23 protein-coding genes and 1 tRNA gene are annotated in these 25404 nt (G+C 59.9%); 4 read left to right on the forward strand and 20 right to left on the reverse strand.

The features are described from left to right. Positions 1–261 precede the first annotated feature (261 nt). The 4 genes from tig to FHT73_RS04855 form a co-directional block, all read right to left on the reverse strand. Positions 262–1752 carry a trigger factor gene (gene tig / locus FHT73_RS04840; protein WP_112610341.1) on the reverse strand — a complete coding sequence of 497 codons (1491 nt, stop codon included), beginning with the start codon at positions 1750–1752 and terminating at the stop codon, positions 262–264. 280 nt (positions 1753–2032) lie between these two features. Next, positions 2033–2117 (reverse strand) — tRNA-Leu (locus FHT73_RS04845). A gap of 145 nt (positions 2118–2262) precedes the next feature. Further along, a complete protein-coding gene (locus tag FHT73_RS04850; protein WP_112610165.1) occupies positions 2263–2877 on the reverse strand; it encodes a GDYXXLXY domain-containing protein in 615 nt (204 codons plus the stop codon). Continuing rightward, positions 2874–4013 (reverse strand): DUF2157 domain-containing protein, encoded by a 1140-nt coding sequence (locus FHT73_RS04855; protein WP_112610163.1) that lies wholly within the window; start codon positions 4011–4013, stop codon positions 2874–2876. The genes FHT73_RS04850 and FHT73_RS04855 overlap by 4 nt, the downstream gene beginning before the upstream one ends. 843 nt (positions 4014–4856) lie before the next feature. On the opposite strand from FHT73_RS04855, the gene FHT73_RS04860 reads away from it, so the two are divergent. From FHT73_RS04860 to trmFO, 3 genes are all read left to right on the forward strand, one after another. Beyond that, positions 4857–5003: a DUF1127 domain-containing protein gene (locus tag FHT73_RS04860; protein ID WP_015339702.1), complete on the forward strand. Its 147-nt coding sequence runs from the start codon at positions 4857–4859 to the stop codon at positions 5001–5003. 305 nt (positions 5004–5308) lie between these two features. After that, a complete protein-coding gene (locus tag FHT73_RS04865; protein WP_069611985.1) occupies positions 5309–5452 on the forward strand; it encodes a DUF1127 domain-containing protein in 144 nt (47 codons plus the stop codon). A gap of 112 nt (positions 5453–5564) precedes the next feature. Next, positions 5565–7001: a methylenetetrahydrofolate--tRNA-(uracil(54)-C(5))-methyltransferase (FADH(2)-oxidizing) TrmFO gene (gene trmFO, locus FHT73_RS04870; protein ID WP_183710170.1), complete on the forward strand. Its 1437-nt coding sequence runs from the start codon at positions 5565–5567 to the stop codon at positions 6999–7001. A 123-nt stretch (positions 7002–7124) separates the two neighbouring features. Here the strand turns inward: trmFO and FHT73_RS04875 are convergent, their stop codons facing one another. The 5 genes from FHT73_RS04875 to yajC form a co-directional block, all read right to left on the reverse strand. Further along, the gene (locus FHT73_RS04875; RefSeq protein ID WP_112610157.1) at positions 7125–7586 is read right to left on the reverse strand and encodes a hypothetical protein; all 462 of its coding nucleotides are present in this window, start codon (positions 7584–7586) and stop codon (positions 7125–7127) included. 76 nt (positions 7587–7662) lie between these two features. Beyond that, positions 7663–8523, reverse strand: coding sequence for a phytoene/squalene synthase family protein (locus FHT73_RS04880; RefSeq protein WP_112415159.1), 861 nt, complete (start codon positions 8521–8523; stop codon positions 7663–7665). 15 nt (positions 8524–8538) lie between these two features. Beyond that, positions 8539–8925, reverse strand: coding sequence for an Mth938-like domain-containing protein (locus tag FHT73_RS04885; protein ID WP_112610155.1), 387 nt, complete (start codon positions 8923–8925; stop codon positions 8539–8541). Positions 8926–8929: 4 nt separating this feature from the next. Further along, the gene (secDF, locus tag FHT73_RS04890; protein WP_183710172.1) at positions 8930–11473 is read right to left on the reverse strand and encodes a protein translocase subunit SecDF; all 2544 of its coding nucleotides are present in this window, start codon (positions 11471–11473) and stop codon (positions 8930–8932) included. A gap of 159 nt (positions 11474–11632) precedes the next feature. Further along, positions 11633–11980: a preprotein translocase subunit YajC gene (gene yajC, locus FHT73_RS04895; RefSeq protein WP_183710174.1), complete on the reverse strand. Its 348-nt coding sequence runs from the start codon at positions 11978–11980 to the stop codon at positions 11633–11635. Positions 11981–12187: 207 nt separating this feature from the next. Here yajC and FHT73_RS04900 point away from each other — a divergent pair, with 207 nt between their 5' ends. Then, entirely contained in the window at positions 12188–13060 is an 873-nt protein-coding gene (locus FHT73_RS04900; RefSeq protein ID WP_112610339.1) for an ATP-binding protein, read from the forward strand. 82 nt (positions 13061–13142) lie between these two features. Here FHT73_RS04900 and FHT73_RS04905 read toward each other — a convergent pair whose 3' ends face one another. The 11 genes from FHT73_RS04905 to FHT73_RS04955 form a co-directional block, all read right to left on the reverse strand. Beyond that, positions 13143–14834 carry a LysM peptidoglycan-binding domain-containing M23 family metallopeptidase gene (locus tag FHT73_RS04905; protein WP_112610153.1) on the reverse strand — a complete coding sequence of 564 codons (1692 nt, stop codon included), beginning with the start codon at positions 14832–14834 and terminating at the stop codon, positions 13143–13145. 170 nt (positions 14835–15004) lie between these two features. Further along, on the reverse strand, positions 15005–15658 hold the full coding sequence (locus FHT73_RS04910) for a protein-L-isoaspartate(D-aspartate) O-methyltransferase (protein ID WP_112610151.1): 654 nt from the start codon (positions 15656–15658) through the stop codon (positions 15005–15007). A 4-nt stretch (positions 15659–15662) separates the two neighbouring features. Beyond that, positions 15663–16427, reverse strand: coding sequence for a 5'/3'-nucleotidase SurE (gene surE, locus FHT73_RS04915; protein WP_112610149.1), 765 nt, complete (start codon positions 16425–16427; stop codon positions 15663–15665). Positions 16428–16442: 15 nt separating this feature from the next. Next, complete coding sequence (gene serS, locus FHT73_RS04920; RefSeq protein ID WP_112415163.1) at positions 16443–17726, reverse strand: serine--tRNA ligase; 1284 nt, start codon at positions 17724–17726, stop codon at positions 16443–16445. Positions 17727–17825: 99 nt separating this feature from the next. Further along, a complete protein-coding gene (tatC, locus tag FHT73_RS04925) occupies positions 17826–18653 on the reverse strand; it encodes a twin-arginine translocase subunit TatC (protein WP_015339689.1) in 828 nt (275 codons plus the stop codon). Continuing rightward, positions 18650–19372, reverse strand: coding sequence for a Sec-independent protein translocase protein TatB (gene tatB, locus FHT73_RS04930; RefSeq protein ID WP_112610147.1), 723 nt, complete (start codon positions 19370–19372; stop codon positions 18650–18652). Before tatB ends, tatC begins: the two co-directional genes overlap by 4 nt. A gap of 54 nt (positions 19373–19426) precedes the next feature. Then, positions 19427–19633: a twin-arginine translocase TatA/TatE family subunit gene (locus tag FHT73_RS04935; protein WP_015339687.1), complete on the reverse strand. Its 207-nt coding sequence runs from the start codon at positions 19631–19633 to the stop codon at positions 19427–19429. A gap of 247 nt (positions 19634–19880) precedes the next feature. Beyond that, positions 19881–20528 carry an SMC-Scp complex subunit ScpB gene (scpB, locus tag FHT73_RS04940; RefSeq protein ID WP_210290309.1) on the reverse strand — a complete coding sequence of 216 codons (648 nt, stop codon included), beginning with the start codon at positions 20526–20528 and terminating at the stop codon, positions 19881–19883. Positions 20529–20609: 81 nt separating this feature from the next. Next, the gene (locus FHT73_RS04945; protein WP_051043255.1) at positions 20610–21407 is read right to left on the reverse strand and encodes a ScpA family protein; all 798 of its coding nucleotides are present in this window, start codon (positions 21405–21407) and stop codon (positions 20610–20612) included. A 74-nt stretch (positions 21408–21481) separates the two neighbouring features. Further along, a complete protein-coding gene (gene nagZ, locus FHT73_RS04950; protein WP_112610143.1) occupies positions 21482–22495 on the reverse strand; it encodes a beta-N-acetylhexosaminidase in 1014 nt (337 codons plus the stop codon). 124 nt (positions 22496–22619) lie between these two features. Then, entirely contained in the window at positions 22620–25349 is a 2730-nt protein-coding gene (locus FHT73_RS04955; RefSeq protein ID WP_183710176.1) for an SPOR domain-containing protein, read from the reverse strand. Positions 25350–25404: the final 55 nt, after the last annotated feature.

Genomic DNA, 25404 nt, shown 5'->3' on the forward strand with positions numbered 1-25404 from the left:
GCCACCAGATACGATAAGACCCAAAAATCATTCTCGGCATTCCTCGCTTTGGCCGCAGCCAAAATATGGCTGCCATACTTTGTCAACAGGGCCTAAGACAGCAACGATAAATGCCAATATCGGGTCAATTCCTTTGGCCGCATTCAGCCGATAAGTCCCAGCCCCTCTCCTCGTGCGCGAGGAGAGAAAGTTTACCGCTTCATCACAAAAAAAGCCCCGCCGCGAACGGCAGGGCTCAAGTTCAGTCGGGAAGAGAACCGATTACTCGGCGCTGTCTTCAGCAGCCTTCTTCTTCGGAGCAGCCTTCTTCTTAGGAGCCGCAGCTTCTTCGCCTTCAGCGGCAGCTTCGGTTGCTTCAGCCTTGGCAGCAGCCTTCTTCTTCGGAGCTGCCTTCTTGGCAGCCGGCTTGTCTTCTTCTTCGTCGTCAGCCAGCAGCGCTTCCTTGGAAACGGTCTTGTCGGTGACGTTAACCTCGGTCAGCAGATGGTCGATGACCTTTTCTTCGAAGATCGGGGCGCGCAGGTTAGCGGAAGCGCCCGGCGTCTTGCGGAAGAATTCCAGGATTTCCTTTTCCTGGCCCGGGAACTGCTGGAGCTGTGCGTAGAGAGCGCGCTGCAGTTCGTCTTCGCTGACTTCGACGCCGGCCTTCTCGCCGATTTCGGAGAGAACGAGGCCAAGGCGAACGCGACGCTCAGCGAGCTTGCGGTATTCTTCGCGAGCCTTTTCTTCCGTGGTGTCTTCGTCTTCGAAGGTCTTGCCGGATTCGCTGAGGTCGGTTTCGATCTGGCGCCAGATGCTGGCGAATTCAGCGTCGACGAGCTTCTGCGGCGTGTCGAACTGGTACATTTCGTCGAGCTGGTCGAGGATCTGACGCTTGACCTTCTGGCGGGTGACCGAACCGTACTGGCTTTCGATCTGGCCGCGAACGATCTCCTTCAGGCGGTCGGCCGATTCGAGGCCGAGCTTGGAAGCGAGTTCGTCGTTGATTTCGATTTCGCCGGGAGCTGCAACTTCCTTGACGTTGATGTCGAAGGTAGCTTCCTTGCCGGCGAGGTTCTTGGCCGGATAATCGGCCGGGAAGGTTACGGTGATGACCTTCTCATCGCCAGCCTTGAGGCCGACGAGCTGCTCTTCGAAGCCCGGGATGAAGCGGTTGGAGCCGAGAACGAGCTGTGCGTCTTCGTCCTTGCCGCCGTCGAAGGCAACGCCATCGACCTTGCCGAGATAATCGATGGTGACGCGGTCGCCGTTGGCGGCCTTGCCCTTCTTGGTTTCGTAGCTGCGGGCACTCTCAGCGATCTTGAGGATCTGTTCGGTTACTTCATCTTCGCCGATCTCGGCGACTTCGCGGGTGACCTTGATGCCGCTGACCGGCTTCAGTTCGATCGCCGGAATGACTTCGTAAGACAGCGTGAATTCGAAATCGGCCTCAGCGGAGAGGATCTTTTCTGCCTCGTCCTGGTCTTCCGTCATCGCGATTTCCGGCTGGGTGGCCGACTTTTCGCCGCGCTCGGTCAGGATCGCCGGCGGCTGGTCGCGAACGATTTCGTTGACGAGATCGGCCATGATCGACTTGCCGTAGACCTTCTTCAGGTGCGAGACCGGAACCTTGCCCGGACGAAAGCCGTTGATGCGGACCTTGTCCTTGACCTCGGCCAGGCGCTCGTTCATGCGCACTTCCATGTCCTTGGCCGGGATGACCACCTTGATTTCGCGCTTCAGCCCTTCAGCGAGCGTTTCGATAACCTGCATTGTCCTACCTTCATTCATGGCGGCCGTGCCCAGCCTGCCGTTCGTTTCGATGAGCACGACGCCGGAAAATCCCGAGCGTGGCTTGGATGCAATTCTCTTTCACCTTGCAAGAGCGCCGCGCATTCAAACAAACGCGCAAGAGGCAGCTCTATCCCGTCACGAGCCAAAACATCTTGTCCACTTTCCTCATCGAAAGCGGGATGCTTCGGGCAAGATGGCGCGTCCTGCGGCATTTGGAAGACAGGCTTGGTCAGCCTCCCCCCTATCCACAAGACAGTGTTGGTGCGGGTAGAGAGACTTGAACTCCCACGCCTTGCGGCACCAGAACCTAAATCTGGCGTGTCTACCAATTTCACCATACCCGCGTTCCCAAAACCGCATGGCGATGCCTGCCCATGGGGCCTTCCGGAGCGCGGCGTCTCTATATCACCCGTTTCAAACCACGCAAAGGAAAAATGACGGTTCCGCGACGACGCTTAAAGCTTATCGGAGCTCTTCGTGCAGATATCGTCAGTAAAGCGGCTCCTCATAGACCGATTTGCCGTCGAGAAGCAGGCTTCTGATATGGGCAACGCCATCGGAAGACACCCGAGCCGCGATGGCGACGCGATCGGCGTTGCGGGCGCTCTCGATATCATGCCCCTGCCCTTCGGGCACATAGTAGCGCTCGATGCCATAGGTGACCCCGACAATCGCCTGCTGGGGATCGGTGGCATGGCCATAGAAAACATATTCGACAGGCAGGCTTTTGAGCACGACCGTATCGGGTTTCTGATCGAGCTTTCCAAAGGATGATTCGACGATGCCCCAGTAACCGTCATCCTGCCTCTTCAGGCGAACGGACAATATCGCGGCACTTCGGCTCATTTTCGGCGGTCCCTCGACCATCGTCGAGAACGGAACCCGTGAGATGTCGTAGTTCAAGGTCACGTAGTCGCCGCGCAGAAGATCGCGCGGATCGACCGGTGCGGTCTTCAAGAGAATCTCGACGCCGCTCCGCAGGCCCCAGGCGCGCTCGCCGACCATGTAGCCGAGAACTGCCGTCTGCAAAGCGGCAACGACGATGGCAGCAATCCATAGTCGGCGGGAACCGATGGTCGGGCTCTTTTCAGCGATATCGGTCATGCCTGTGTCCCCTGCCCGCTATTGCCGGAAAAGCGCCGTTCCAGCTGGATGACCAGCCAGGCTGCAATGGCCACAAGCAAGCCGGCAACGAGGAAGAACCCCGCAGTGCCGATGATCGAGCCTATCGTCTCACCTGCAAGATAGAGAATTTCGCAGGCAAAGACGAAGTAAGCGAGATAGCGCACCGCGCCATTGTCGCGGCCGCTGAGGGCTATTGCGATCACCGCGCTCGCCAGTGTCGCCGCCGCCACGATGACAAGCGGCAATTTATCCTCGATCCAGACATTATTTTCAAAGGAACCGTTGCTGATTTCGGCATGGACAAGAAAGAAGCCGATCGATGCGATCAGAAAGGTGTAGAAAGCCGGCGCGGCGCCGGCCGTGCGGGCGAAGGGCAGGAGCGGCGAAGCGGGAACACTGACGACGAGAAACGCCGCCATGCCGAGAGCGGCAAACAGGATCGCGGTATTCAATCCCTCGTGGCGGCCGAACAGCCATGTCAGCCAGCCCACGAGCATGAGATAAGCCAAATGCCGAGCCATGGGCGCGTCGGCATAGCGGACAAGCCCAATCAGGACCGCAGCCATCAGAGGTGGCATCCAGGGCATGATCCCATACCATTCGTCGAAATGCCCCCAGAGATAGACGCCGCAAAATGCCCAGGCCAGAAAACCGGCGAGCCCGACCTGAGCCGAGGAACGGAACAAGGTCGCCACGATGCAGGCAGCAGCGAACCAGACGAGCATCATTCTCAGTTCATCGCCGGACAGATTGTACATCTGGCCGACCAGTGCCGTGGCGCCACCAAAACTCAAGGTGCCGAGAATCAACAATGCAGCGGCGATGATGGAGCGACCCTGGCCTAACAAATATGCAGCCGCGAGATGGAAGGCCCATATCATCGTGACCAGCCCTAGCAGACGGGCAATTCTCGGAATGGTCTCCCAGTTTGCAGATATGAACAGCAAGATGGCGAGGCCGAGAAGCACGGCGGCGATGATGGTCAGTACCCGGCCGGCGCTGAAACTCGTCTGGCGGCCGTCATACTCGCCGAGGATGGCTTTGGCCGTCCCCGCGTCGACAAGGCCCTTGTCGGTCCAGATCTTCAGATCCCGCTCCAGCCTGCCCCTGTACATGCCCGGCTCCCCCTCGCTGCGATTCTGCTTGCGACAGAGTTAGCACAAATCGCCGCACAATCGATGCGAGCCGAGCGGTTCTGGCAGAAGCTTCGGCTCACAGGAATATGTGCCATATTAATACGGAATTAAGGGATCATGCGGTATCTTTGTGGCCGGTAAAGAGATACCGACTGCAGATATGCGCGCAGCTCATGCCTCCCATGAAATTATTGCGCTGCACAAATTCGAAAAGTCATACTATTTATCAGGCAACAAAACGGCGGTGGCGCGCCGGGCCGATGCAGATCGGAGCAAGCCTGGGGATGGATATCCCGACACCATATTCGGAGCCGCATACTCCTCCTCCCAATGCGCTCCGATCGATTGACGACACTCCTCCTCCCAGTCGTCAATCACCACAAATGACGCCCATCGCATCCTCCTCCCGCGGTGGGCGTTATTTTTTACCTCCCTAAATCGGCTTATGCTGCGCAGATGCGCATGTTGACCAGCGGACTACAATCGAAAGGCCGCATGGCAGTTCGCAGCGGAATTCGGGCCCTCCAAAATAGCAGGGCCGGCGAAAAGATGGCTAAAAGCGGGCCGCCGCCGGCAAGCGCTTCGGAATGTCCGACACTTGCTCGAAATTGACTTCCAGCGGCGAACCCGGTTGGTCGTGATATGCACACAAAGAAGCCATCATCTTAGGCAAAACACCATAAGACTTGCATGTGGCGCATAGGTGGCATGAAGCTTTCGCGCTTTTAGTTTTCGCGGCGCAGCATATATTTAAATCCATTAGATCGACGACGGAACCAATCACGGAACTGCTCGATCCCTTGATCCTCGAAAGGGACTACAATGAACCTGACCCGCTCTTTCAACAACTGGCGCAAGTATCGTCAGACCGTCAACGAACTCGGCCGCATGAGCTCGCGTGAACTGCACGACCTGGGCATCGACCGCGCCGACATCCATCGCGTTGCCCGCGAAGCCACCGGCCGTTAACAGCCGGATAGGCTTCGCCCAATAGCGAAAGCCTTCTCAACGCCCGTTGCGGACCTCCGCGGCGGGCGTTCTTTTTTGCCTATCGACTGAGCAGGCGCAGCATAATCGATTCCGCTGCGAGCTATTCCCCATTTGCAAAGCACACAAATTTTGAGCATCGACTGCTTTTTGGGCGTCATATTGCACAAATGCATGGCAGACGCCTCTTCTTTGCACTGCACAATCAGTCTCTTCGCGCCTATATAGAGTGCAAGCGCTGAGGCGGTAATCGTACCGCCCGCAAACAAGATACTGAGGAAAAGATCATGAACCCGATTCGCATTGCAAAGAACTGGATCAGCTACCGCCGCACTCTGAACGAACTTGGCAACCTCTCCAGCCAGACCCTTTCGGACATCGGCGTCAGCCGTTACGAAATCCGCAACATCGCTGCTCGTTCTTTCCGTTAATAGGAACGGACTGAGCAGACTGCCTCAAGACGGCGCCTTTCGGCGCCGTTTTTGATTCCGGCTGTCAGCAAATCAATTGGATCGCCGGCCTGCCCGTGATAATGACGCGCGCATGACACAGATCACTTCCCACTCTCCCATTCACGTCATCGGCGGCGGCCTCGCGGGCTCGGAAGCCGCGTGGCAGATCGCCAATGCCGGCGTTCCGGTCATCCTGCATGAAATGCGCGGGGTGCGCGGCACGGAAGCGCACAAGACGGACGATCTTGCCGAGCTGGTGTGCTCCAACTCGTTCCGCTCCGACGATGCCACCAGCAATGCCGTCGGCGTCATCCATGCGGAAATGCGCATGGCGGGTTCGCTCATCATGGCATGTGCGGACAGGCATCAGGTGCCGGCCGGCGGCGCGCTTGCTGTGGATCGCGACGGCTTTTCGGCTGCCGTGACGCAGGCGGTACAGAGCCACCCGCTGATCACAGTTCTCCGCGAGGAAATCCAGGGCCTGCCGCCGAGGGAATGGGACCAGGCGATCATCGCCACCGGTCCGCTGACGGCACCCGGGCTTGCCAGCGCCATCCAGGCTGAAACCGGCGCCGATGCGCTCGCCTTCTTCGATGCCATTGCGCCAATCGTCTATCGCGATAGCATCAACATGGACATTTGCTGGTATCAGTCGCGTTACGACAAGGTCGGTCCCGGCGGTACGGGCAAAGATTATATCAACTGCCCGATGGACGAGGCCCAGTACAATGCCTTCCTCGATGCGCTGATCGCCGGCGATGCCGTTGGCTTCAAGGAATGGGAAGGTACGCCCTATTTCGACGGCTGCCTGCCGATCGAGGTCATGGCGGAGCGCGGGCGTGAGACGTTACGCCACGGACCGATGAAGCCGATGGGGCTCACCAATGCCCATAATCCGACGGTCAAGGCCTATGCCGTCGTGCAGCTGCGTCAGGATAATGCGCTCGGCACACTCTACAACATGGTCGGTTTCCAGACGAAGCTGAAATATGGCGCGCAGGCGGAGATCTTCAGGCTCATTCCCGGCCTTGAAAATGCGGAATTCGCCCGCCTCGGCGGACTGCACCGCAATACCTACATCAACTCGCCGACCCTGCTCGACCGCTCGCTGGTGCTGAAATCCCGGCCGGGCCTGCGTTTTGCCGGCCAGATCACCGGCTGCGAAGGCTATGTCGAAAGCGCCAGCATCGGCCTGCTCGCCGGCCGCTTCGCCGCTGCCGAACGCAAGGGCGAAGCTCCCTCGCTGCCACCGTCCACCACGGCGCTCGGCTCGTTGCTGAACCACATCACCGGCGGCCATATCGTCTCGGATGAAGAACAGGGCAAACGCTCCTTCCAGCCGATGAATATCAATTTTGGGCTTTTCCCGGAGCTGGAGCCGGGCTCGATCGTCAAGCCGGAGGGCGTCAAGCGCTTCCGCGGCAAGGACAAGACCATCATGAAACGTCAGCTCATCGCCAAGCGTGCGCTTGCCGATTGCGCCAGCTGGCTCGGCGTGCCGGCGCCCGTGTTGGCGGAAAGCGCCTGACCTGGAGCATTTTCGCTTTTCTTCGAATAGCGAAAACGCTCTATCTTCTTGTTTCCTGACGCATTCCGGACGGAAAACCCCTGCGCACTTTTCCTGGAAATGCTCCAGCGGCTTTCTTGATTTTCAGCTTGTTGCCGGCGGCGCGTGGTGCTCGAGTTTCGCGTCTTCGCCGGCGACATAGTTGCCGAGCAGCCAGAGCGAGACCTCCGCAGCTTCCGCCGGCGTCTTGAACTCGAACGTGCCGTTGTGATGCGGAACATCGAGGAAATCGACGATCAAGCCGCGTCCGGTTGCTGAAATCTTGGCACGCGCCTTGCCAGGCTCGATCAGATGGACGCTGAAATGATTGCGCACGTTGCGCATAAAGCCGGCTTTGTCATCGTGGAGCCGCACGAAGACCGCCTGCCCGTCTGCGGTTGCCTGCAATTGCCGGATCGCTTCGGTCGGAAAGGCACGGCCGAATTCCAGAATGGCAAGGCCGGTATCGTGCAGGCCGTCTTCCTTGTTCTGCGATGCCATGCGCGTCGCGTAATAGGCAATGAAGATGACGATCGCGAACAATATGCACCAGACGACAATACCCACCGCAGATCCCCCTGAAATGCAAATCAAGTGCTGGCCATCTCCATAGACGCCGAGACTTGCGCGAGCTTGGTGTATTTTAGATTTTCTTTGTGATCGACGCTATCGCCATGCGCAGCTGCCGGCGCCATTGCGGCAGCACAAGGGATCGATCGAAGATGTCCGCGCCAAGCTTCTGTGCCTTCTGCAGGACAGGCTCGGCCAAGGTAACAGGCAGAAAGGCGGGGAATACGGCCTGCGGTATGGCGCCTGCCGCCCTCGCCTTGGCGAGATGCTCGCGACCAAGACCGGCGAAGGCTTCGACCGCTGCCGAAATGCGCGGCTTGTCTTCACCAGCGAGAAAACTGTCGCGGTCAAGCCCTGTCGCAGAGAGGATCTCCAGCGGAAGGTACACCTGGCCGCGATGGCGATTAAGCGGCATCAGAAGCAGCAATCCGGCGATTGCCTGAGCAACGCCCGCATGGCCGGCGGCATCGGCGGAGCGTTTCGCCTCATCGGCCGACAAGACCAGACTTGCAAGCTGGATGAGAGCAGACGCCGTCTCGCCGGCATAGCCTTCCAGGCTGCTGCGGCTTTCCATGGGATCGTCGTAGAGATCGAAGATGCGCGCATCGATCATGTTAATCAGCGTCCGGCGCGGCAAGCGATATTCTTCGATCGCGGTCAGAAGCTCGGAGGCCAGCGGATTGGCTTCGCTCGATCCGTGAGATTGCCCCTCCAGGAGATCGCGCCAGTACTGCATGCGCACCTCGCCGGGCAGCGGCTCGTGCACGAGATCCCGCACGCGCGCCAGCTCTGCATTGAAGGCATAGAGCGCGGCCAGCGCAGGGCGCTTCTCTTCCGGCGCCAGCAGGCAGGCGAGATAGCGATCGCGATCGGTGTCGCGAAGCGTTGCGAGGCAGATGTCCCGGTTGCTACGGGGCGCAGCTGTTATCGTCATACCTGGATCCGAATATCAGACGGCGATCAGCGCCGCAGCCACGGCGCGCGATTCGGACAGCATGATGTTGAATGTGCGCACGGCAGCGCCGGTGCTCATCGGGTCGGACGAAATCTGCCTTCCACGCAGGGCAGCCTTCAACTCGGCGGGAAGCGGTCGCAGCTCCATGCCGGTGCCGACGAGCAGCACTTCGATCTCGGCAGCTTCATCGAGAACCTTCTGGAAGCGATCCGGCGTCAGCGCATCGCCCTGCAGCATGTCCCAGCCGTAGATGCCCGAGGGCAGGCAAAGCAGCGAGCCGCGATGCGACATGTCGGCAAAGCGGAAGCCACCATTTCCGTAAGCGTCGATCGGCGCGCGTCCGGGGAAATGCGCGTTTCGGATTTCTATACCTTTAGCCACTGTATCACACCGCTGGTTTGCCTGACTGGATGTTGCCGGCTGCGGGTCCATTGCTCTCACCGCCGGTCTGGAACTTGTCCGGCCGCAGCTTGAACAGGATCAGCACGGGCGCCGCAATATAAATCGACGAGAAAGTGCCGACTGCGACGCCGAAAAGCAGGACGAAGGTGAAGGCACGGATCACCTCGCCGCCGAAAATATAGAGCGCGAGCAGCGCCAGAAGCGTCGTCGCGGATGTCAAAATGGTACGAGATAGTGTCTGATTGATGGAGGCATCGATCAAAATCGGCAACGGCATCTGCGAATAGCGCTTCAGGTTTTCGCGCATGCGGTCATAGACGACAACCGTGTCGTTCAGCGAATAGCCGACAATCGTCAGGATCGCGGCAATGCCGGTCATGTTGAATTCCATGCCTGATAGCACGAAGAGGCCGAGCGTCAGGATGACATCGTGCAGTGTCGCGATGATCGCGCCGACTGCGAACTGCCATTCGAATCGAAGCCAGATGTAGATCAGAATTGCTGCCAGCGCCGCGAGGACGGCAAGGGAGGCCGTCAAGGTGATTTCTCCCGATACCGCCGGGCCGACGACCTCGACGCGAGAGAAATTGTAGTTCTTGCTCAATTCGTCCTGCACCAGGGAAACGGCCGACTGTTCGGCGTTCTCGCCACCGTCCTGCGCATGGACACGAACCACGGCGCCAAGCCGATCGGCCAGCCGCTCGACGCGCACGTCGCCAGGTACAACGGCTTCAAGGCGCGTCTGAATATCAACAACGTCGGCAACACCCTGCTTGGCGCGGACCTCGATGATCGATCCGCCGGCAAAATCGATGCCGAGGTGCATGCCGACCGTCGCGAAGGCAATGAGCGTGATGACGGACAGGGCGGCGGAGACCGTAAATGTATAGCGGCGGATGCCCATGAAGCGAATATTGGCATTATCAAAAATGCCGCTGCTGACGCCAACCAGCAAAGTACGCGGCTTGCGGTGTGAAATCCACATATTCACCAGCGACCGCGTGACGAAGCAGGAGGTGAAGAAGGTCGAGATAACGCCGACCATCAGCGTCGCGGCAAAGCCGCGCACCGCGCCCGTGCTAGCGTAGAAGAGAATGGCGGCAACGATCAGCACTGTCAGATTGGCATCGGCCACGGTCGCAGCTGCGCGGTTGAAGCCGTGGCGCAGCGCATCGACAAGAAGATGGGTCTTCTTCTCCTCCTCGCGCACACGCTCATAGATCAGCACCAGCGCATCGAGGCCGATGCCGATGATGAGAACGATTGCCGCAACGCCGGGCAAGGTCAGGGTGATACCGAGCAAGCCCATGAGCGCCGCGACCATGATCATGTTGATGACGAGCGAGATGGTCGCGATGATGCCGAGCAGGCGATAGAAACCGATCATCAAAGCGGCGACGAAGACCGCGGCGGCAATGCACGCAATCAGGCCATAACGTGCCGTTTCGCCACCGAGGCCCGGCTGAATGGTCCGCTCTTCGACCGTCGTCAGCGTCGCGGGCAATGGTCCGCTCTTGACCATGACGGTAAGATCCTGCGCGCCCTGGGCCGTGAAATCCCCGGGAACGTCGATCTCGCCTGTTGCTATGACCGTCTTCAGCGAGGCCGCGGAGATGACCTGGTCGTCAAGCACGACAACGATGTCCCTGCCGAGATTGTTGGCAGTCGATTGTGCAAAGCGGTGGGTCGCCTCCTGCGTCAGCTTCACGGAGACCGTGCCCTCGCCTTTTTGATTGTCAACGACCGCGACGGCATCGGAAAAATCGATGTTCGAGAGTAGCGGCTGCCGCTGCACGAGATAGCCAACGGGCGGATCATCTTCGGAAAATAGCACATCGGACCCGGCCGGCGGCTGCTTGTCCATAGCGTCCTGCACCGACATCGACTGATCTATCAGGCGGAAGCTGAGTTTGGCGGGTTGGCCGAGAAGGTTCTTCAGCCGCTGCGCATCGGCAAGATCCGGCACCTGCACGACGATGCGGTCAGACCCTTGCCTGCGGATTACGGGTTCGCCTACGCCGAGTTGTGCGATGCGGGCGTGGATGACCTTCATCGCGCGTGCGATCGCCGATGACACATGGCTGTCGATATCGGTATCGGTGATATCGAGCGTCAGCGCACCGTTGTCACCCTGAGATAGAACCACGGACGGCTTATCCGGTCCTGATGTCAGCGGCTGCAGTGCCGTCAAGGCCGCCTGGACCTGTGCGGGATCATTGATGCGAAGCTGGATCTTGCGGCCAGTGCCGGTCAGGCCCGAATAGGCGACATTGACGGTACGCAGCCGGGTGGAGATATCGCCGACAATACTTTCCAGGCGATCCTTCTCGACATCGCCCCGTTCCATCTTCAGCAGCAGATGCGATCCGCCCCGAAGATCAAGACCAAGCTCGATCTTTCGGTGTACCCACCATGTCGGAAGGAATGAAAGCGCGCGCTCGCCAAGAAGATTGGGAGCGGCCAGAAGCACGCTCAAGAGAACGACGAACCAGATCAGGGTGGTCTTCCACCAGGAGACGTGCAGCATCGCTCTCTCGAATTAGGATTTCCCTACTGCGCCCTCCCTTTCGAACGAAAATGCAAAGGGCGCAGTAACACCTTGAATTTGTGCACAATCCTTCAAGAAAGTCGATCTCGAATTTGGAAGATGCGCAGCGGCAGCGGGAGCCGCCTCTCGGAAAGAGCCTTACGCGGCGTCCGCCTTGACGGGCTCACCCTTGACGCGAACCTCGGAAATAGCGCTGCGGACAACGCGGATGCGCACGCCATCGGCGATCTCGACTTCCAGTTCCTTTTCGTCGATCACCTTCGTGACCTTGCCGACGATGCCGCTGGTGACGATCTGATCACCGCGACGAATATTCTTCAGGACCTCGTCACGCTTCTTCGCCTGCGCGCGCTGCGGACGGATGAGGAGGAAATACCAAACGACCATCAGCGGCACAAACAGGATGATCATTTCAAAGCCGGAACCGCCGAAGGCGCCCGCGGCCGAATCTGTTGCGCTCTGCGCATATGCGTTGGTGATAAACATCGAGAACTCCCTTGAACTCCTAGCGGGAGCAAGGCCCCGCGTCAGGTGGCCGGAATATAGTTACGCGCATGGCGAATGCAACAAAAACAGCCGTCAACCGTACCGTTTTCCCGGTCTGTTAGCCTTTCAGCCCCCAAAAGAGCATGATACCCGGCAAGACAGCGCGCGCATTTTACGACTTTCTTGTTCAATATTCAGGAGGAAACGGTGACTGAAGACCAAAACGCCCTGATCCTTGCCGAAGTGCGTCGCCTTGCCGACGCTGTCGAACGCCTGGCCGGACCGGCCCCGGCCGTCAATGACTGGAATGCCGCCGACTGCTTCGTCTGGGTCCCTGCCCGACTCTATCTGCAGCCGGTACCACGGCCGAACCGTGTGGCGCTCACCCTCATCCGTGGCGTCGATCACGTGCGCGATATTCTGCACGAAAATACGCTGCGTTTCGCGGAAGGTTTCGCGGCCAACAACGTGCTGCTCTGGGGCGCGCGCGGCATGGGCAAATCCTCGCTCGTCAAAGCAGTGCATGAAGACGTGCGTCGGGCGACCGGCGTTTCACTGAAGCTGATTGAAGTCCATCGCGAGGATATTTCCTCGCTGCCAGTGCTGCTCGATATCCTGAAGGCAACGCCGCATCGCATCATCATCTTCTGCGACGATCTCTCCTTCGATCATGACGACACTGCCTATAAGTCGCTGAAGGCGGCTTTGGACGGCGGCGTCGAGGGACGGCCTGATAATGTGCTGTTCTATGCGACATCCAACCGCCGCCACCTGCTGCCGCGTCATATGATGGAAAACGAACAGTCGACCGCCATCAATCCTTCGGAAGCCGTCGAGGAAAAGGTTTCGCTCTCCGATCGCTTCGGCCTCTGGCTCGGCTTTCATAAATGCAGCCAGGAAGACTATCTACAGATGATCGATGCCTATGCCGATCACTTCAAGCTCGATCTTGATCGCGCCCAAATGCATCACGAAGCCCTGGAGTGGGCGACGACCCGCGGCGCCCGTTCCGGTCGCGTCGCCTGGCAATATATCCAGGATCTGGCCGGCCGGCTGCGCATCGTGCTGGAGCGTGATTGATCCTCAAGCGATCAACATCGCCATAAACGACAAAAAGCCCGGCATTGACCGGGCTTTTTGCAGAGTCCTTGAGACGCACTACCTATTCAAGGAACGTCATTGGGTTGACCGGGGCCGAATTCTTGCGGACTTCGAAGTGCAGCTGCGGCTGGCTGACATTGCCGCTCATGCCTGACGTGGCGAGCGTCTGACCGCGCTGGACCTTCTGGCCGCGAGCGACGCTAAGCGCGTCCGCGTGGCCATAGACCGTTACCGTGCCGTCGTCGTGGCGGACGAGGACGGTGTTGCCGAGTTCTTTCAGGCCGTTGCCGGCGTAGATGACGACACCGTTTTCGGCAGCCTTGATCGGCGTGCCCTCCGGAACGGAGATGTCGATGCCATCGTTGCGGCTGCCGTTGACGTTGGCGCCATAGCCGGCGACGACAGCGCCGCGAACTGGCCAGCGATACTTGCCGATACCGGTCGCCTCAGGCGCATCGGCCTGCGCATCCGACTTTGCGGCATCATTGATGGACTGGCTCGGCGAAGCGGAGGCAACTTCCTTCGGCTTGGCAGGGGCATCAGCTGCCGCATCGGCATGGGCAACCGCCTTGGGCGCCTGCTTGCCGATCGGGTCGACGGCGGCCTGCTTCGGCTCTACAGGCAGTGCGCCCGGCTTGACCGATGCCTTCTGCGGCTCGATCGAAGCGGTCTTGACCGGATCTGCGGCAGCGACACCACCGTGCGGCAACGCGAGTGCCTGACCGATGCGAATACTGTCGCCGGCCTGCATGTTGTTCGCACGCTTCAGTTCGGCGACGCTCACGCCGCTTTCTTTGGCAATTCTCGCCAGCGAGTCACCTGGCTTGACGACGTAAGTGCCCTTCGGCGTTGACCCCTTGCCATTGCCGGCGGCGAGCTTATTGGGATCGGCAAGGCCAGCCTGGGACTTGCCGCGCATTTGGTTGCCGGAAGGCAGCGCAAGCGCTTCCTGCTGCGGCGCCTTGGCCGGACCGGGCATCTTGCCGCCCGTGGAAAGATCGGTCGCTTCAGCGGCCATCTTTGCCGGACCTGAGACACCTGCCCCATTCATCGTCGGGATGATGATCTGCTGGCCTGGCTGCGCCGCGGCGCCATTGCGCAGGCCATTCGCGCGCAGGATCTCCTTTTCCGGAACGCCATAGCGGCGCGACAGCAGCGCAATGTTTTCACCCTGATGCAGCGTCACGCTCGGGGCATTGACCGTAGTCCAGCCGGGAGACATCTGCTGCGCGGCGGCCGCCTTGATCGTGCCGGTAGACATCGTGTCGGGAGCAAGCGCCGGTGTGGCACGGGATCCATTGCCACGCGACGAGGGGAACGGCTGCGCGAGAGCTTCGGCTTGTCCCTGCGATACCGCACGAGGACGACCGGGATTGGCGGAAGCGCCGGGAGGAGCGAGATCGGCGCGCTGAATTGCGACAGGAGCGGTCGAAGCCCGTGCGCTGGAATAGGATGGATTATAGCGAGCCGGAGAATTCGGGTATGGTTGCGACATCGGCGCGCTCTGCTGCGAATAATCCTGCTGGCCGTAACCGCCAGCCTGAGCAACGTCGGCGCGGGGCACCGGATCACCATTCGGACCATTGAGGCCGCGCCGGTTGATCGAGCCGGTCGTTACATTGTCCGTCTTGTTGAAAAGACCGCTGAAGCGGGTCGTGTCCGAACTGCAAGCTGTGGCAGTGCTCGCCAGAAGAACGGCCACCAGGACTTTCCCTGCCGATTTGCTGACGTTTGAAGAAAGACTGAAACCCATGACTCGACCCACTTAAGACGCAACCGATTATGGGTCAATTAAAGCGCGTTAATCTTACCATGCGGTTAAAGCACTGGTGCAGCATGTGTTTTTTTGAGGAATTGATAACCATAGAAAATGAAACGGCGCCAATCGCCCGCTTCCATAGGGGCGTCAGCCCGATTTGAGCCTCAAAGATAGGAGGCGAGCATGGGAACGATGGGCTGGTAGGGAACGTCGAATAATTCTTCGCGCTCGAATCGGCTTCCCGTCTTCGTCAGGCGCACCAGACGACACGTATGCTCATCGACGATAAGCGGGGCTATCATCGAGCCGCCGGACACCAGCTGTTCTGCATAGAAGCGCGGCATCGTGGTAAAGGCGGCAGTGACCAGAATGCGGTCGAACGTGCCCTCGCCCGGCAAACCGGCGCTGCCGTCCGCCTGGCGGATGATGACATTACGCAGGCCGAGCGCATCCATGCGCTGCTGCGCCGATGTCGTCAGCGTCTTGTAGCGATCGACCGTCAGCACGCGCTCGACGATCCGCCCCATGACGGCAGCGGTGAAGCCGCTGCCCGTACCAATTTCGAGCACGCGGTGGCCAGGCTTGATCTTCAGGCTGTGAAGAATACGCACTACCAAATCGATGCCTTCCATGAAGGCACCGCAATCGATTGGAATCGTCCGGCCGGAATAGGCATCATCGGCAAACTGCATCGGCACGAAAGGCATGCGCGGTGTCTGCTCGACCGCCGTCATCAGATCGATATCCAATATGCCCTCTGCCCGCAGCCGCAACACCACGGCCGCAAAGCCTTCCTTTTCCACCAAACGAGGTGTCAATCCGCTACTCCATACCGAGCGCCCGCGCCACGCGGTCCTGCGCCGAATAATCCGTCAAATCGAGTTTCAAAGGCGTTACCGAAATACGATTTTGTTTCAACGCCTGAATATCAGTGCCCGGACGGAAGATACCGTTTCGCTCGCCGAAGCGAAGCCAATAATATGGGAATCCGCGGCCGTCGGCCCGCTCCTCGACCTGCACGTTGAAGGCAAGATTGCCTTGTGCGGTCACCTCCACGCCATGGACCTCGTCGGGGCGACAGTTCGGAAAGTTCAGATTGAGGAACGTCCCATCAGGCAAATCGACAGTCATCAGCTTGTTGAGCAAAGCAGGCGCATGCGTTTCGGCGACATCCCAGGGCACAACGCGGGAGCCATTTTCATAGAGATAGGCTTGGCTCAGCGCAAAGGAACGAACGCCTTGCAGGGTGCCCTCGATGGCACCGGCTATGGTGCCGGAATAGGTGACGTCGTCGGCGACATTGGAGCCGGAATTCACGCCCGAAAGCACGAGATCCGGCTTGATGTCCATCACCTGGCGGATTGCCATGATGACGCAGTCGGTCGGCGTTCCCCTGAGTGCATAATGCTTCTCGGAAACCTTGCGCATGCGCAACGGCTCGGAAAGGCTCAATGAGTGGGCAAGTCCGCTCTGATCCGTCTCGGGCGCGACAACCCAGACATCGTCGGACAGAGTGCGGGCGATACGCTCCAACGCCGCCAGACCTTCGGCATGAATGCCGTCATCATTGGTCAGAAGAATACGCATCGCCACACCACCCGATTATGCTGCTTTTTCGATCCTCTTCAGACCACCCATATATGGCAGGAGTGCGTCCGGGACAGTGACCGAGCCGTCGGCGTTGAGATAATTCTCAAGCACCGCGATGAGGCAGCGACCGACTGCAGTGCCAGAACCGTTCAGCGTGTGAACGAATTTGGTGTTCTTATCGTCCTTGCCGCGGTAGCGGGCGTTCATGCGCCGCGCCTGGAAATCTCCACAGACCGAGCAGGACGAAATCTCGCGATAGGTATCCTGCCCCGGCAGCCAGACCTCAAGATCGTAGGTCTTGCGTGCGCCAAAGCCCATATCGCCGGTCGAGAGTGTCATGACGCGATAATGCAGACCGAGGCGCTTTAGCACCTCTTCCGCGCAAGCCGTCATCCGCTCATGTTCGGCAACGGAGCTTTCCGCATCGGTGATCGACACGAGCTCGCACTTCCAGAACTGATGCTGGCGCAGCATGCCGCGCGTGTCGCGGCCGGCAGAGCCTGCTTCCGAGCGAAAGGATGGCGTCAGAGCCGTGAAGCGCAGTGGCAGCTTCTCTTGATCAAGGATCTCGCCGGAAACGAGATTGGTCAGCGAAACCTCCGCCGTCGGGATCAGCCAACGACCGTCCGTGGTCCTGAAGGAATCCTCGGAAAATTTCGGCAGCTGACCTGTTCCGAACATCGCCTCGTCGCGTACCATCAGCGGTGCGCTGACTTCGGTATAGCCATGCTCGCTGGTGTGGAGATCAAGCATGAACTGGCCAAGCGCGCGCTCAAGACGAGCAAGCTGCGCGGTCAGCACCGTAAAGCGCGAGCCTGACAGTTTTGCTGCACGCTCGAAATCCATGTAGCCGAGCGCTTCACCGATTTCGAAGTGCTCTTTCGGCTGATGGTTCCATGTGGGCTTGGAGCCCCAGAGATGCTTGACGACATTGTCGTGCTCGTCCTTGCCGACGGGCACGTCCTCGAGCGGGATGTTCGGAATGCGCGACAGCGCATCATTGAGCTCGGCCGTCAGCGTGCGCTCTTCTTCTTCCGCAGCCGGAAGCGAAACTTTGAGGTCGGCAACTTCCGCCTTCAGCTTTTCGGCAAGCTCGCTGTTCTTCTGCGCCATCGCCGCGCCGATTTCCTTGGACGCGGCGTTGCGGCGGGACTGCATGTCCTGGACGGACTGGACGACGGAGCGGCGCTTCTCATCGAGCGCTATGAGGCTTTGCGACTGAGGCTCCGCACCGCGCTTTGCAAGCGCTGCATCGAAAGCTTCGGCATTCTCACGAATCCATCTGATATCAAGCATCTTCGTTCCAGGTCGTTTGACATAAGTATAGCTCCGACCGAGGTCTCGGTCGGAGGTCGAAACGGCAATAGCTGGGGAACGAGGCTGAACCTTCCTCGCCTAGACGTCGTCCGTCTTGGTGATCTCGGAAGTCCCGCCACTCTCTTCAAGCGTTTGCCGGCTACGCTGGCGTTCTACGAGTCTCGCCGCATAGATGGAAATCTCGTAGAGAAGGATCGTCGGCAGTGCAAGGCCGATCTGGGACATCGGATCTGGCGGTGTCAGCACGGCGGCGACGATAAAGGCGAAAACGATGGCGAACTTGCGCTTTTCCGCGAGCCAGGCCGACGTCAGCAGGCCGACGCGCGCAAGCAGCGTCGTGATGACGGGAAGCTGGAAGACGAGGCCGAACGAAAAGACCAGCGTCATGATGAGGCTCAGATATTCCGAGACCTTCGGCAACAGCGCGATGCCTACCTGACCTTCGGCTGGCGCCTGCTGCATCTTCAGGAAGAACCACATGACCATGGGCGTGAAGAAGAAGTAGACAAGTGCAGCGCCCATGAGGAACAGGATCGGCGACGCGATCAGGAACGGCAAGAAGGCGGAACGTTCGTTCTTATAGAGACCCGGCGCCACGAACTTGTAGATCTGCGCGGCGATGATCGGGAATGAGATCACCAAGGCGCCAAACATTGCGACCTTCACCTGCGTGAAGAAGAATTCCTGCGGCGCGGTGTAGATCAGCTCGGACTTCGCGAGATCGAGATGAGCCCATTCGACGGCCCATTTGTATGGATAGACCAGATAATTGAAGAGATGCTTCGCCACAGCGAAACATCCGATGAAGGCAACGAAGAACGCAACGAGCGACCAGATCAGCCGCGTGCGCAATTCCATAAGGTGTTCGATAAGCGGCTGCGGCTTATCGTCGATGTCACCCGTCATGCCTGGTCCTTCTTCTTGGGCGTTTTAGGCGTGGCCTTGCTCGCTGTGGCAGCCGCACGCTTCCTGGGAGCTGGAGGCGCTTTCTCTACGGCAGCAGCGGTCGCGACCTTGCGCGGGGCTCGCTTTGGTTTTTCCGTCACGATCGGTGTCTGAACGGCAGCGGCTGCGACCTCGTCGAACTTGGCGACAGCCTTCGAGCGCGGCTTACGCACGGCCTTTGGCTTCTCGGCGGGTTCGCTTGCAGCGGCAATCGGCTGCGGAACGATTGCGGCCACTGTCTCGGCAGCCGCCGGCGACGGGTTGCTCGAAGCGGCAGACGTCGGAGATAAGGCCGCAAGAGCTTCCGGCAGGCCGGACGTGACACCAGGAACCGGCTCAGACGGCAATGGCGTCGCGGTCGGAGCTGCTTTGTCCGGCGTCGCCGCACGCTGCAGATCGGCCTTTATCTCATTGCCCATTTCACGCAGCGGGTTCATGGCTTCCCGCAGTGAGTTGACCGGATTGAGCTTCTGGGCGTCGGCAATCGTCTGGCGGACATCGTCCAGATCCGCCTCGCGCATGGCTTCATCAAACTGGGCACGAAAGTCGCCAGCGACCTTCCTGGCCCGCGCCGTCATCTTACCGATGGTCCGCAATGTCGACGGCAACTCCTTGGGGCCAATCACCACCAAAGCCACGACGCCAATAACCACAAGCTCGGACCAGCCTATATCGAACATGCAAAGGCTCCTGGGCTAACGGCAAGCCTTTCAGCTTGCGCCTGCCCGACATGATTACTTCGTTTCGTCAGCCTTGTGCTCGACCGTACGGGACGTCGTCGTCGCGGATGTCGACGTATCCTCGTCGTCGTTCATGCCCTTCTTGAAGCTCTTGATGCCCTTGGCGACATCACCCATCAGCTCCGGAATCTTTCCACGGCCGAACAACAACAGCGCGATGGCCAGGACAATCAGCCAGTGCCATATGCTTAGAGAACCCATTGCTTTAACTCCCAATTACAGTGTCTTTTCGATGTAAGACGTTTGCGGATGTTTTTCAAACACGAAAATGTAGTACATCCACGCATATCGGGATAGCGAACGCCGATGCGGGCGACCGAACGTCTCCAAGCCGAGAGGATGATTGTCATATTCGCACCCGCTGATGGCGAAAGAGAGACCTGACGCTCCGTTTCGCGAAAATTCTGCCGATGCGATTGCGGCCGCCTTTCAGGAACAGGCCGATGGTTCAATCGCTTGAGCCGCTCGGTGGCAGGATGCCGAGTTCCTCCAGATCCAGCTGCGTGATCGGATCTTCATCCTCGGTGAGCTCATCACTCATCAATGGCGAGGGAATGTTGAAATTGGCCGGGATACGGCCCGAGAGCAGCCCTGCCCCCCTCAACTCTTCGAGACCAGGCAGATCCCGCAGCTCTTCCAGGCCGAAATGATCGAGGAAATCGCGCGTCGTGCCGAGCGTCACCGGCCGTCCGGGCGTGCGACGACGACCACGGAAGCGGACCCAGCCGGCTTCCATTAGCACGTCGAGCGTACCCTTGGAGGTCTGCACGCCCCTGATATCTTCGATCTCGGCACGCGTGACGGGCTGGTGGTAGGCGATAATGGCCAGCACTTCCAGCGCAGCACGGGACAGCTTGCGTACCTCACTTTCATCGCGCCGGATCACGAAGGAGAGATCTGCGGCCGTACGGAAGGCCCAGGCGCCATCCACCTGCACGAGATTGACGCCACGCATCGCGTAATCGGCCTTGAGCTTCTGCATAATGGCTGCAATATCGATGCCACGCGCCACGCGCTCGGCAATGAAAGCTTCGGAAACCGGCTGCGCCGAGGCAAAAACCAACGCTTCGGCGATGCGCTCGGCCTCGCTCAGCAGACGATCGTCCGCATCGGGCGTCTCCGCCTCGTGCCCAACATGCTGCTGTTCGTCGTCCGGTTTCGTCACGCGTTCCCTGCCCTATTCAGCTGCTTCCAGTGACGAATGCTTCGGCCCGCGCCGCATGTAAAGCGGCTGAAACGCGCCTTCCTGACGAATTTCGAGCTGCCCCTCGCGCACCAGTTCGAGCGAAGCTGCAAAGGCGCTGGCGATCGCCGTCGCCCGTTCGCTTGAAGTCGTCATATAGCTCAGCAGATAATGCTCCAGGGCTGTCCAATCGGTAATTTCGCCGATCATGCGGTCAAGGATGACGCGGGCATCGGCGAGCGACCAGACACGGCGCTTCTCGATCGTCACCTGGGTCACGGCCTGGCGCTGACGCAGGCTGGCATAGGCGGTCAGGAGATCATAAAGGCTGGCATCGAAGGCTGATTGGCGGCGATCCGGAATATGCTCCGGCGCGCCACGCGCGAAGATATCGCGGCCGAGGCGGTTGCGATTGACGAGATCGGTTGCGGCATCACGCATGGCCTCAAGGCGCTTCAGGCGGAAGGCAAGCGTTGCCGCCATCTCCTCGCCCGTCGGCCCGTCTTCCTTGCTCTGCTGCGGGATGAGCAGCTTAGATTTCAAATAGGCGAGCCATGCGGCCATGACGAGATAATCGGCCGCAAGCTCTATACGGATGCGCCGGGCGCTGTCGATGAACTGAAGATATTGCTCGGCAAGCGCCAGAACGGAGATTCGGGAAAGGTCGACTTTCTGGGTGCGCGCGAGATGCAGCAGAAGATCGAGCGGTCCTTCAAAGCCGGCAAGATCGACAACAAGCGACGGTTCGTGCGAGCCGCGCTGCGCCTCGCCTTCCTGCCAGAGCTTGTCCATCGGCGTTGCCGCCTGCTGAAGCTTGTCCGTGCTGCCGCTCACTCTGTCACCCGTCCGTTCCTAGAAGTCCGGTTTTACGCTACGGCGAAGATCGCGTCGAATTCCGCCCGAATAGAGGCTTCATCGGCACCATCATTCCTGCCGAAAGCCGCTTCGACCGCCTTGGCCCTTGCCAGCGACGCACCCGCCAGCGCGGGAACATTGCGAACCACCTGCTGCATCTCGTCCATGACACCATTGCAATGCAGCACGATATCGCATCCGCCCGCAACAATATTTGCTGCGCGCTCGCCAATCGTGCCCTTCAGCGCATTCATCGAGGTATCGTCCGACAGGAGTAGCCCCTTGAAACCGATATAGCCGCGGATAATCTCCTCGTTCACCTTGCGCGATGTCGTGGCCGGGTTCTCCGGATCGATATCGGTGAAGACGACATGGCAGGTCATCGCCATCAGCTCATCCTTGAGAGCCACGAAAGGCGCGAAATCGTGCGCCTCCAGCTCCGCGCGCGGAACCGAAACAACAGGCAATTCATGATGCGAATCGGCAAAGCCGCGGCCATGGCCGGGCATATGCTTCATAACGGGCAGCACGCCGCCGGCTTTCAGACCTTCCGCGGCAGCACGCCCCATCTCCGTCACCGTCACCGGATCGGAGCCATAGGCGCGATTACCGATGACGTTGCTCGATCCCTCCACAGGCACGTCCAGCACCGGCAAGCAATCGACATTGATGCCAAACTTCAGCAAATCGAAGGCGTGGAGCCGCGACATCAGCCATGCGGCACGCAGGCCTCGTTCGCGGTCCTGGCGATAGATATCGCCGAGTGCCTGCCCCGAGGGATAATGTTGGAGGATCGGCGGACGGATGCGCTGCACCCTGCCGCCTTCCTGATCGATGAAAACCGGTGCTTCGCGCCCGACGCTGTCGCGCAGGGACGCAACGAGATCGGCGATCTGCGCCGGCTCGGAGATATTGCGTCCGAACAGGATAAAGCCCCAGGGCTGCTCCCCCTGATAAAAGGATCGCTCTTCGGGGGTGATGGTGTGGCCGCTACAGCCGAGGATCATGGATTTCGATTCGGTCATATCCGAATCATAAGGCTTGCGCCGGGAAATGCGAGTGACGTCAAGCGGAGATGCACAGGAACAGCGCGCTCCAAATAAAAACGGCGAGCCGATGCTCGCCGTTTTCCAAGTTTCGTATCTGATTTTACTTCGAAATCAGGCAGGTGCCGCCGGCGGCGCGATAGCGCGTGCAGATGGCAGCGGCATCATCCTTCGAGCCGGCGACGACGCGGACGCGATAATATGTGCCCTTGCCGGCGATATCGGCCTTGCGAATCTCCAGAGGATGGTTGCCGATGACGCTGGCGAATTTGACCTTGAGGTTTGCCTGCGACTTCTGCGCGTCGGCCTCGGTCGGCAGGGATGCGATCTGCACACCGTAAGCGCCGCCACTTGCAGCGGAGGTGGCAGCCGGAGTTGCAGTCGCCGGGCTAGCAGATGCGACCTGCTTCGGCTGGGCCTTGGGCTGAGCTTGAGCGTGGGCTTCCTGGGCCGGAGCAGCCGTATTCGCCTTGGCGGCAGGCTCCGGACGTGCCGTCGGAACCGGGTTCGTCTTGACGACGCGGATCGGCGTGCTCTCCGCGCTAGCGGCATCGGTATCATCCGACTGGTTTGCGGCCGGGGCATTTGCTGGAGACGGACGCGAACTGGTGGATGCGACCGGATTGTTCGCCGGCTTGGCGGTTGCAGTCGTTGTATCGGCAGCCGGCTCGTCGCGCGGCACCAGTGAACCGTCCGCCTTGACGATCATCGTGCGCACCTTGCGCGGCGAGACCGACGGCACCTGTTCGTCGTTGTTGGCGGCGACATTGGTGTTGCCGCCATTCTGGTTCGGCAGCAGGCGTGGATCTTCGGTTTCACCGACCGGCGTCGGCGTGACCTGATCGCCGCTGCCGTCATCCGGAGATACGGCTTCGGGAATCAGCGTCTTCTGGACGACATCGACAGGCTGCTCGTTGGAGGAGACAAGCTCCTTCTGCTTCGGCGCCGCTGTGCTGTCGCCGGCAACGCGGTCGTAGACGGCCTTGTCCTGATTCGGAACGACGGTGCCGCCTGGATTTTCCGGAGCGACCTTTACCGGATCGCTGTCGGCTGCAATCACGCGCGGCTCACCCGAGAAGCTGGAGATCGGCGCTCCGTGGCGGATCCAGCTGTAGGCGCCATAAGCACCGACGCCAAGAACCACGATGACAGCGGCAGTCGTCACCATTCCACGAACGGAGCGAACCGGGCGACGGTTGGCCGCGGGGTTCAGCGTCATCCTGGCGACATTCTCGACAGGCGTCACGGCTTCGCGATAGCTGCGGCGGAAGTCCTCTTCCAGTGCACGCTCGAACTCGTCGAACTCTTCGATCGGCTGCTTTGCGACGGGCACGGCAGGCTGGGCAGCAGCATTCTTCGACCAGGAAGCGGCGGTAGCGGCGCCACCAAGTGCGGCGGCAACAGCCGGCTTGATCGGCTCAGGTGCTGCTTCCTTGGCCGGAGTACCGAGCAGGCTCGCCATTTCCGAATCGAGATCGAAATCAAATTCCGACGGCACCGCGATCGGCTCCTCCGGCTCGATTGCCGGCAGATGCGGAACATGGGAACCCTCGAAGGTTTCGACACGCTCCTCCGTCTCGGCGATTTCCGTCGGATCAAACGGCAGTGGCTGATCGGCTTCGAATACCGGCGCGGCCATAGTCGCTGCAGGCGCAGCATTTACGGTAGACGTTTGGATAGGCTGCACAGGCTGGGGCGCTGCGGCGGCAAATACCGGAGCAGCAGGCGCAACGGGCGTTGCACGGGAAAGGGCCGGCTCCGCCATCGGAGCGGCGGCAGCCGACTGCCGTGCGGCAGAAGACTTATCGGCCTCAGCGAAATCGAGACCAGCAAGTTCCATCTCGATATCGGCCAGGTCGAATTCGAAGTCCTGATCGGTGAAGGGATCTTCCGCACCGAAGGTAATAGGCTTTGCCTCTTCGCGCTGTGCTACAGGGGCCGGAGCGACCGGCAGTTCTGCAAGCTCCGAGAGGGAGGCGCTGAAATCTTCGAAATCCGGCTCTTCCTTACCAACCGGCGCATCGGTCTTGGATGGAACCGGATAGCGATTCACATCGGCCAGGAGGGCATCGATCTCAGCCGAAAGTGCGGCCGGATCGGCCTTAACCACCTTTGGCGGCTCGGGCGCATGAAAGACGGCCGGAGCCGGCTGGGATATGGCGGGCTGAGCGACTGGTTCCGGCGCGCGCGCAGGCTCCACAGGGCCGAACGCCTCGAAATCGACGGCGCTATCGAACAGCGCTTCGTCGGAAGCGGCCTTCGGTGAGGGGACAGCAGCCGGCGTGAATTGCTCACGCGGGGCAGCCGGGGTTGCCAGCGTAAAGTTGGCAAGCGGCAGCCTTATGGTGGCGGCAGCGGATTGCGGCGTCGGCTTCAGCACCGGAGCAGCCGGTTGCGGCTCGACGGACACGGGCTTTTGCGCCGGCTGCAAAACCGGCGCGATCGACATTTCGAGCTCGTCGATTAGATCGCGAGCACCGATCGTCGGCTTGATGGGAGCCACCGGCTGCGGCACAGGCTCTTCAAACTTGGGCTCAGCCTGTACCGGCTCAGCTGGAAGAGCGGCCTGCTCATGGCTCGGCGGCGACACCTGCTCCGCCGGAGCCGAAATGTCATTTGCCGGACTCATTCGCGGCGTATCGTACCGCTCGAATTCGCGAAGAAGCTCGTCTTCGAGGTTGAAGGCAGGGTCCTGCCGCTGAACCGGAGCATTCTCCTGAGCAGCGGGGCGCGGCTCGAAACCTACGATACGAGCAAGTTCCGCAAGCGGATCATCATCCGCAAAGAACTTGTCGTTTCCGCTTGCGCGATACGCGAACTGTTTTTCTGCCATCACCCGTTCCACTCGAAAACGCTTCAACTGATGCCAGCGTAATGTGGGTAAATGG

This window comes from Rhizobium sp. BK098, assembly GCF_014193155.1.
Classification (GTDB): domain Bacteria; phylum Pseudomonadota; class Alphaproteobacteria; order Rhizobiales; family Rhizobiaceae; genus Rhizobium.

What these genes read in the sequence shown, in the direction of transcription:
- FHT73_RS04855 (WP_112610163.1), bottom strand. Translation starts at nt 4,013, where the DNA reads ATGTACAGGGGCAGGCTGGAGCGGGATCTGAAGATCTGGACCGACAAG.
- yajC (WP_183710174.1), bottom strand. Translation starts at nt 11,980, where the DNA reads ATGTTTATCACCAACGCATATGCGCAGAGCGCAACAGATTCGGCCGCG.
- secDF (WP_183710172.1), bottom strand. Translation starts at nt 11,473, where the DNA reads ATGCTGCACGTCTCCTGGTGGAAGACCACCCTGATCTGGTTCGTCGTT.
- FHT73_RS04955 (WP_183710176.1), bottom strand. Translation starts at nt 25,349, where the DNA reads ATGGCAGAAAAACAGTTCGCGTATCGCGCAAGCGGAAACGACAAGTTC.
- tatB (WP_112610147.1), bottom strand. Translation starts at nt 19,372, where the DNA reads ATGTTCGATATAGGCTGGTCCGAGCTTGTGGTTATTGGCGTCGTGGCT.
- FHT73_RS04865 (WP_069611985.1), top strand. Translation starts at nt 5,309, where the DNA reads ATGAACCCGATTCGCATTGCAAAGAACTGGATCAGCTACCGCCGCACT.
- FHT73_RS04935 (WP_015339687.1), bottom strand. Translation starts at nt 19,633, where the DNA reads ATGGGTTCTCTAAGCATATGGCACTGGCTGATTGTCCTGGCCATCGCG.
- FHT73_RS04880 (WP_112415159.1), bottom strand. Translation starts at nt 8,523, where the DNA reads ATGACGATAACAGCTGCGCCCCGTAGCAACCGGGACATCTGCCTCGCA.
- trmFO (WP_183710170.1), top strand. Translation starts at nt 5,565, where the DNA reads ATGACACAGATCACTTCCCACTCTCCCATTCACGTCATCGGCGGCGGC.
- FHT73_RS04905 (WP_112610153.1), bottom strand. Translation starts at nt 14,834, where the DNA reads ATGGGTTTCAGTCTTTCTTCAAACGTCAGCAAATCGGCAGGGAAAGTC.
- nagZ (WP_112610143.1), bottom strand. Translation starts at nt 22,495, where the DNA reads ATGACCGAATCGAAATCCATGATCCTCGGCTGTAGCGGCCACACCATC.
- tatC (WP_015339689.1), bottom strand. Translation starts at nt 18,653, where the DNA reads ATGACGGGTGACATCGACGATAAGCCGCAGCCGCTTATCGAACACCTT.
- tig (WP_112610341.1), bottom strand. Translation starts at nt 1,752, where the DNA reads ATGCAGGTTATCGAAACGCTCGCTGAAGGGCTGAAGCGCGAAATCAAG.
- FHT73_RS04850 (WP_112610165.1), bottom strand. Translation starts at nt 2,877, where the DNA reads ATGACCGATATCGCTGAAAAGAGCCCGACCATCGGTTCCCGCCGACTA.
- FHT73_RS04860 (WP_015339702.1), top strand. Translation starts at nt 4,857, where the DNA reads ATGAACCTGACCCGCTCTTTCAACAACTGGCGCAAGTATCGTCAGACC.
- serS (WP_112415163.1), bottom strand. Translation starts at nt 17,726, where the DNA reads ATGCTTGATATCAGATGGATTCGTGAGAATGCCGAAGCTTTCGATGCA.
- FHT73_RS04945 (WP_051043255.1), bottom strand. Translation starts at nt 21,407, where the DNA reads ATGGACAAGCTCTGGCAGGAAGGCGAGGCGCAGCGCGGCTCGCACGAA.
- surE (WP_112610149.1), bottom strand. Translation starts at nt 16,427, where the DNA reads ATGCGTATTCTTCTGACCAATGATGACGGCATTCATGCCGAAGGTCTG.